This window comes from Maribacter sp. (assembly GCF_039974175.1).
Lineage (GTDB): Bacteria > Bacteroidota > Bacteroidia > Flavobacteriales > Flavobacteriaceae > Maribacter_C.
In genome coordinates this window covers 1-8,388 of the sequence record NZ_JBDWJN010000005.1, presented here as the reverse complement: position 1 = coordinate 8,388, position 8,388 = coordinate 1, and the positions used below count along the sequence as shown (strand labels likewise).

2 protein-coding genes are annotated in these 8,388 nt (G+C 39.6%); one reads left to right on the top strand and one right to left on the bottom strand.

Annotated features, from left to right (window positions below):
• Nucleotides 1-45: 45 nt before the first annotated feature.
• Nucleotides 46-7,038: a putative Ig domain-containing protein gene (locus ABJN95_RS05495; protein ID WP_348369071.1), complete on the top strand. Its 6,993-nt coding sequence runs from the start codon at nt 46-48 to the stop codon at nt 7,036-7,038.
• Between the two features lie 327 nt (nt 7,039-7,365).
• Here ABJN95_RS05495 and ABJN95_RS05490 read toward each other — a convergent pair whose 3' ends face one another.
• Nucleotides 7,366-8,163, bottom strand: a complete 798-nt coding sequence (locus ABJN95_RS05490) for an SGNH/GDSL hydrolase family protein (RefSeq protein WP_348369069.1) — start codon at nt 8,161-8,163, stop codon at nt 7,366-7,368.
• Nucleotides 8,164-8,388 lie beyond the last annotated feature (225 nt).

Genomic DNA, 8,388 nt, shown 5'->3' with positions numbered 1-8,388 from the left:
AACGTAAATGGTTTCGAACCATCACTATTAACCGTGGCAGGGGGAATGTTATCGATGACAAGTCAAAGAGGTATCGCCTATCTCGACCCTCCAGCAAGCTCAAACAACAACAACCAAGTTAATAGTCTAGGTGTTGGGGTTCTCACTACAACAACGCCATTTTTGATCAAATCATCGTTGCTGAATATTATAACAGGAACTGGCGGAGCTCAAGCCGGTATATGGTACGGCTACGACGAAGATAATTTTGTGAAACTCAATGTGAACAACGACAATGTCGAGATGCGCGTTGAGTCAGCTGGCCTTTCTACAGCTTCCGAACAGCTGCAAGTAATCGCGGTCGGAGTATCTGGCAACGATGTGCTCTTAGAATTATTATTAGATCCCAATACCTTAACAGTCGAGGCTTTCTATACCATAGGAGCTGGAACTCAAACTAGTTTAGGAACCTTACCCATACCTGCCAATTTCTTTACCGGCAGAAATATCGGAGGTACAGATATGGGATTTGCAGGTATCTACAACACTTCAAGGAACGGCGCTCAGTTTACGTCCAATTTCGATACTTTTGAAGTTGAAAGTACGGTTACAAATTTTATTGCCAATATTAATTTCGGACCTATTGCCCCACCACCAAATTTTCTAGGCGATACAGGTCTTTCATACGCGATTAGAGGTAATGGTTTAACCTATGGTTGGTTAGATGCAACTACTTCTACCCCTGTTAGCGTAACCCAAAATGGCAGGAATAGAAACGTGGCTGGAGTCGATGATTTACAGAATACATTGATCCATATGCAATATGGTGATGTATCTACGAACCCAAGTAATGGATACTTGCCTGAAGCCAAATGGGAAATAGCAGTACCCAATGGTTCTTATCAAGTAACAGTTAGTGTTGGTGATCCTGAAATTGATAATAACGGAAGTATACCTGCGCATAGCATTTATGCTGAAGGTTTTAATTTAATCAACAAATATATCCCGCTAGGAATAGCAGAAGGAGACCCTACTCAATTCACTACGGGATCAGGTTTGGTTAACGTTATCGATGGTAGACTTACTATTGAACCCACAGGTGGTTTTAATACGAAGATCAACTATGTTCAAATCAGCAATGTTGGTTCAGGGGTAAGCCCGTTCTTCACGAATGTCACCCCAGAAAACAATGAAATTTCAGTCATAATTAATGATTTTCAAGCAAATGTTGAACTTGTTATTCCAAGTGGATATGAATTAGACGAGTCGACCTTGGCAGGAAACGTAAATTTATTTAGAGTGGATCCGGTTACAAGCAATGAAACCATGGTGCCGTCCAACTCAAATGATACTGGGGGAGGTGACGCCATAACGCTGACACCACTGCAACCCTTAGAAGCATTCACTACCTATATTTTCAGATTAACCAATGGTATAGAGGTTAACCTCATAGGTAATACTGCTAATAGAATCGCTTTTGTGCCTTTTGAATCTCGCTTTACAACAGGTGATCTCGATGACGAACCTGTTACTTCCATTGATTTGACTGGTATAACGTTTACCCAGGTTCCTGGTGGACCCGCTTTAGGCCCAGGTACTTCTGATGAGCGTTTTTCTAGCCTTGAAATTGGGCCTGATGGAAAATTGTATGGTAGTACTATTGGAGATTTTGCATCAGATGGAAGAATATTTAGATGGGATATAGCAACAGATGGCACCTTATCGAATCTTGAAATACTTACGCCGGCTTTACAAGGTTCGCCTCATCCAGTAACTGGAGTAAACAACAATAATGATCGTATGATCATTGGCTTGGTTTTTGATCCTGCTTCAACTGCAAACAATCTAATTGCATATGTTTCCCATAATATGGCTGCTATTACGAACGGTCCGGAATGGGATGGGAAAATTAGCCGTTTGACTGGGAATGATCTATCTGTTGTTGAAGATCTAGTAATTCATTTACCCAGATCTTCGAAAGATCATCTTACTAACAGTATCGAGTTTGATCCTGCGGGTGATATGTACATTAATCAAGGTAGTAACTCAGCAGGTGGTGAACCCGATGCAGTTTGGGCCAACAGACCAGAACGTTTGTTATCTGGGGCAGTTCTCAAATTGGAGCTAAATAAACTGGGTACACTACCACTAGACGCTTATACTACTGATAATATTGCCATCATCAATGCTGCACCAGCTGTAGGCACCACTATGAGTGATGGTACTTACAACCCCTATTCCGTAGATTCACCCTTAAGTATTTTCACCAGTGGTGTTCGCAATGCTTATGATCTAGTTTGGCATACGAACGGATGGTTGTATGTACCTGTTAACGGTACCGCAGGCAACGGCGTGAATTCTCCGAATTCTCCTGGAACTGCTGACTATGCCTTAGCTAGACGGATTGACGGATTGACGACTATTCCGACTGTTCCGGCACTTATTGGAGGTGAGACTCAAAAAGATTTTCTATATAAGACACAAGGGGGTGACTACCACGGGCATCCAAACCCCTATCGAGGTGAGTTTGTGTTAAACCATGGAGGTGTTGCCTATGGCGGACTTCCTGGTCAAGTAGAGGCTACTTACGTTGATGTAGGCAAATATCCAAATACGCTAGCTGCGGACCCTAACTATAGGGAACCTGCTTATGATTTTGGAAAAAACAAATCGCCCAATGGAGCTATTGAATATAAGAGTGATGCCTTTGGAGGAAGACTTAGTAACCTTTTGATGGTTGTACGCTTTAGTGGTCAAGACGATGTTTTGGTACTAAATCCTCAAGGAAATGGAGATATTGGGGAAGCCTATAATTCCATTCCAGGACTTGGAGGACTTGATGATCCTTTAGATTTAATCGAAGATCCGAGAACTGGTAATATATATGTTTCTGAATACGATAGAGACAATAACGGAACCGCTAGATTGACACTCTTAAGGGCCGATATTCCTGCTAGCATTGCAGGAAGAATTGAGCCTACTCCAAAAGAATTAATTTTTGAAGTAACTGATAATAATGAAGGCCCCAACACAGAAACCTTAACTGTGGAAGTATTCAATACCGGTAACGAGATATTGAACATTTCTGATGTTGCTATTACGGGTACATTTGCTGATCAATTTAATCCGGTTACTCCCTCTGGGGCTACATCAATTGCTCCAGCGGCAAGTCAAATTTATACCATTACCTATGCCCCTGATCTTGATGGATCCAATTTGGGGTATCAAGATGCCAGTTTAACAATTACCAGTGACGGGGTAGATCCAATTTTTGATATCGGCCTTTTTGCCCTTAAAAAAGCTGGGCTTGAAGGTAATCAAGAACCTCCGCTACAAAGCATCGCTGATGTACTAGGCTATGGGTTAGATGTAGGTTGGACCACGCTCGATAATAACGTAATTCCAACTCCAATAGGTGATGAAGTTAGTATTGATCGATGGGTTCGTGCTTCTACTGATCCAGTTATTGTTACGCCGGTTGCTCGATACTCTCCTGTTGAAGCACTACCTTTTGGATGGTTTACCAATGAAGGGTCGATAGTTCTAAATGAGGTGGGTGTAATAGCCGATGGCCTTACTGATGCTCAGACATTATTTCCTGTATTGCAGTCAGGAGGCAATAGTTTTGATCCTGGGAACTCTTCCTTTGGTTTGTATGTAATTTCTGCTGATTCAGGTATTACATATTACACCGAAGACGGCATTAATACGCCGTTTCCGCATCGAACAAGAATTTATCCAAGAAACGATAGAAATGGAAATCCAGTTCCTAACAGTTATTTTGTAACGTTTGAAGCCGCTTTTAACGGTGACTATCAGGATTATGCCTTCGTATTGGATAATGTGAAGCCTTTCGTAGATGGGCAAAGCATAAGTTTTGATAAGCAAAACTTAGATTTTTCTTTTTCTGAGAATCACCCTGTTGTGGCATCACAACTGGTAACTATTTCCGAAATAGGTGGTGTATTGGCAGAAGATGTGACCCTTTCTGCGTCTGAGAACTGGGTTATTCTTCCGGAGGTTGCTATTGGCACTCCATTGGAAATAAGCATTGACCCAGCGGGACTTACCGAAGGAAATTATCAGGCAACAATTACTGCTACTTTGGTTGGCAATACACCTGAAGACATTATGGTTAATGTAATAGTAACCGAAAGTATCGCCTACACCTATCAATTTAACTTTCAAGCGAATAATCCTATAGAAATTTCTCCAGCTGGTTTTATTGATGACGTGGGAATCGCTTATGGAGTTCAAAGTACTGCACAGGGCGATATTACCTACGGCTGGGTGTTGCCTGGAACGTTAACACCAACTAGTGCAACCGTTAATGCGAGAAATAGAAATAATGGTGTAAACAATGATCCGCTCCATAAAACCTTAACCATTTTGGGTTCTAGAAGCCAGTCGGTTCCAACAAGAGATTGGTTAGTCGAATTACCTAATGGTGTTTACAGTGTAAACATGAGTGTAGGTGATATCGAAGATACAGACAGTTACCATTTGTTAGATGTGAATGGAGTAACGGTAATTGATTTCGATGAACAGAACAACAACCCGAACAGTTTGAAATATTTTAATAATTCGGAAATTGTAGAAGTTACCAATGGCTTGTTGAGAGTTTCACTAAACCCTTATGGCGTCAACGTGAAATTGAATTATATTCAAATTGCCACCTTGGATCCCAACCTTTTTCCACCTGTCATTACTGCGACATTTGAAGGCGACACAAGCGCTCCTGATCTCTATCGAGGACCTGTAGATATTGCGTTAAGCGCAGAAGATAAAACAGGAAATGACAATATTGTTCGCTTTGAATATACGCTCGATGGAGGCACTACTATACCTTATTCTGTTCCCTTGCAGGTTACAGGTTTAGGAGCACATGTACTTCAGGTTGAAGCCGAAGATGGACAAGGAAATATTACCCAAGAAGTCTTTAATTTTAGTATTGAAGCCACTACTGGAGCTCGATTGACCGTTGAGAATATGACAAAGATACCGGGCACAAATCGAGGTTTCCCGGCAGATGATTATTACTCGTTCCATAGAATAGGTACGCCGATGAACGCAAATGGAAAATTGGCAATTTCTCATGAAAGTAATATCATGAGGGTGCATAACGACGGAACCGCTGATTTGACAATTTCCGACATCGTCGTCTCAGACCCAGCAGATTTTGTATTTACTATTCTTCCTGGCTCGGACGGAGACACTACATTACCAATAACTATTCCTGTTGGTGGCTCAAAAGATGTTGATATTACTTTTATTACCGACCTTGGGGCAACAGCTGACAACTCATTGCACCTAGAAGACTTGCAATTTGTATCAAATGCCGATAATGGGGGTGATGTGCTTGTTGCTTTACACGGTTCATATAGTCCTGAACCAGGAGGTGCTTTTGAAGTAGAGCCTCAAGAGATAGTGGATTTATTTGGGTTCAAAACGAGTATTATAAGCATTGTAAACACCTCAGGTACGATTAGTCCGCCAAACCTAGATCCTAACATTCCAGTGGCACAATTTCCTTTACCTTCAAATGTGAATGCCGGTTATGACGGTGATTTAGTTTTGTCGTCGACCTTTGTACAGGCAGATCCGGCCGAACCGGTTAGGGCATTTGCACTGGCCGCATTCGCGGGTAGTCCTGCCAATATGAGGTTTATACAGGCAAATAACACCACAATAGTTGGAGGAATCAATTTTACAGGAAATACGAATTGGTACAACACCATTTTGCCAAGAAATAGTTCTGGCGTTATCAGCAATGATTCTAATAGTAGCATAACTCAACCTTTTAGAGTAGTGATAGCAGGTAGACCTTCTAGCGGTGGTACCAATACCTCAGGTTCAAATTCACAGATGTTATATGTGCGCCTTTATAAAGTGCGAGATGTGGATGGGAATATAATACCAAACGAGTATCTAGGTATTCAAGATTTTTCTGGAGGAGGAGGTTGTGGCCCATGTGATTGGAATGATAATATGATCTATATAACCAACATTAGGCCCGAAAATTTACCAAGTGCACCTAGTTTAACTACGAAATCTATTCTTGCGGAAGTTCCTTTCACCATACTCTCAAGTGCGTATTTAGACAATGGTTATCCAGGAAACGAATTGACATATACAGCGCTCTTAAACGGTGTAAACCCTTTACCTACGTGGATGTCATTTGATACCAGCAAAGGCACTATTAGTGGAATTCCTCCATTAAGTGCAGTAGGTACCGATTACACCATTGAAATTACCGCGGTTGATCTGCATAACGTAGTTGTTTCTACCGACGTTGTAGCAATGGTGGTAGACCAATTGCCCTCAGATTTACCTTGGGTAGAAGACTTTAGCGGAATACCTGATGGATCTACATCAGACAACGGTGCTACAGCATGGACTTCTTCTAGAAGTGGTGGAATATTTTCTGAAAATGGGGGTGAATTTGTTATAAATGATCCCGGCGGTATAGGTACTTGGACCTCTCAAATTATTCAAATTGATGGTTCAGTTTCCGTTTCAATTGATATTGATGATGACAATAATAATGCAAAGGAAAACAATGACTTTATACGTGCATTTTATGTATTGGATGGTGGAGCACCAGTACAGTTTGGTTCTGTAAGCAATGACATTTCGCCTCAAACATTTTCGGTTTCAGGAATCAGTGGTACCACTATTCAAATCATAGTAGAAGCCTCTGTAAGTTTCGCGAATGAGTTTTATTACTTTGACAACGTCTCCGTTATCAGCTCAACTGCCTTTACGGTTTCATTAGATGACTTTACATCTACACCTGATGACACAGCAAATATGAGGTTGCACCCTAACCCGGCATCTGGCCTGGTATGGGTTGAATTGAATAATTCGACTACCATATCCGAAATTGAAGTATTAGATATGTTGGGTCGGGTTACGATGACAACACCTGATAGTGAGATTAAAAACAAAAGTATTTACTTACTTAATATCGGCGCTTTGAACTCAGGCATGTATTTTATTAAAGTTACTGATGTAGTCGGAAACATACATATGAAGAAGTTGTTAATTAACAATAAGTAAAAAAATACAATAATCTAAACCCTTCATGTGATTCGATATGAAGGGTTTAATTAATGTATTGTTTTTTAAATACCTAGGGTTACATTTGACCTGATTATACAAAATCAATTTCAAGGAAAAGGAATACTAGCCTGGGGTTAAACTTACGGCTTGCTGTTAACGGCAGGTTGGGAAAAACTTGTAGGTTCTCGACAATGAGACGCAAATAAGCATCGGTAGTATGTAAGTGGTTACCTGTACTTATTTTACTTTTTCCACACCAAACTCGGAAATATTTCCTAAATCAGAGTATTCAATAGGTCTACTCATCCCATGGTTCGTAGAATTTTAGTGCGTATGTTGTCCGAGTTGAGGAATTTCATTGACCAATTCGCCAACAATTACCTCTATGAGTTTTACATTACCTTTTTCTGATAAATGTGATGAATTTCTATACATCTGCGAACAATTTTTATAATCTGGACACACTCTATCAAAATCGATCAAAACTATGTCATTCACCAATTCTTCCGATGCTAATTCTTCCATCAGAGTTTTTCTATAGGTCTTGATATTATCTATTTCACCGTTATTATTAAAGTAAGCAGAAATTATATTTCTATTTCTACTCAAAATATTCATATTATCAATTGTTTCTTCAATGTCAAATTCAGGGCAAGTAACAAGGATTGGTTTTATTTTATAATGCAATAAAGTCTTGATAATCTGAACCATATGGTAAGAATAGTAATGCCTGCCAATTTGTGAGGCGGCGTCATTTACACCCAGAATTAGGATACAATAATCTGGCTTATTTTCGATTACAACTTTGGATGAAAACTTATCCTCTTTGTTCTTAAATAGATTTTGATAAACCGCTTTGCTTTTTGCTCCCGGCTTACCAGATGAAATTATTTTGTTATTGAGACCTCGCTTTAATAGTTGGTTATGCAAAATTGAATCTAACTTCTTTCCAGCGGCCCAACTATCACCAATAATACCGATTTTTAATACAGAATCCTTTTTGGTATCCACCTGATAAAATTGTAAATATTTTGATTGTGAAAATCTATCATGGAAATAAAAAGAAAAAATCAAAATAGAAAATACTAGTACTCCAATGATAATAATTCTATTTCTCTTCATTTTCAAAACTCTTAACATTAAGACGTTTAAAATACAAAAACTAGCTGTAGTTTAAATGTTCAATGTATAGAAGTATCTTTCAAATGAATTGTAAAGAGAATGATCTTAGTTTTAATCAAGCGTAAATCCGCAGTTTATCAAAGTGTTGTTTTCATAATCTGCATCTAATGGAATACCAGAATTCAAAGTAGGGCGAAAATGGTTCTTTAACGCACTGATGTTACT